The 431-nt window shown below is 52.0% G+C and carries 1 protein-coding gene; it reads left to right on the top strand.

Going from position 1 to position 431, the window contains the following annotated elements; all coding sequences use genetic code 11:
• Nucleotides 1–431: class I tRNA ligase family protein (locus ACTHUM_RS20055; RefSeq protein WP_440404014.1), on the top strand; the 431-nt coding region annotated here is incomplete at both ends.

Here is a 431-nt window from a genome sequence, read left to right as displayed (position 1 = left end):
TTCCAATCGTCTATGTTGACCGGTTGTGCCTCATCAATGGGTCGCGCGCCATACAAACAGCTGCTGACCCATGGTTTCGTGGTTGACCAAAACGGCCGCAAAATGTCGAAATCCATCGGTAACGTTGTTGCACCGCAAGAAGTTTACAACGAATTCGGCGCAGACATCCTGCGCCTGTGGGCGGCATCTACCGATTATAGCGGCGAATTGGCGATTTCCAAAGAAATCCTTAAGCGCGTAACTGAAAGCTATCGTCGTATCCGCAATACCTTGAGCTTCCTGTTTGCCAACCTCAGCGACTTCAATCCTATTGAAGATGCCGTACCGCAGGCAGACATGGTCGAAATCGACCGCTACGCCGTGGTATTGGCACGTCAGCTGCAAGAGCGTCTGGCAGGCGATTACTATCCGCGCTATGCCTTCCATTTTGC

This window comes from Neisseria sp. P0021.S006 (genome assembly GCF_051956895.1).
This window is presented reverse-complemented; position numbering and strand designations above follow the sequence as displayed.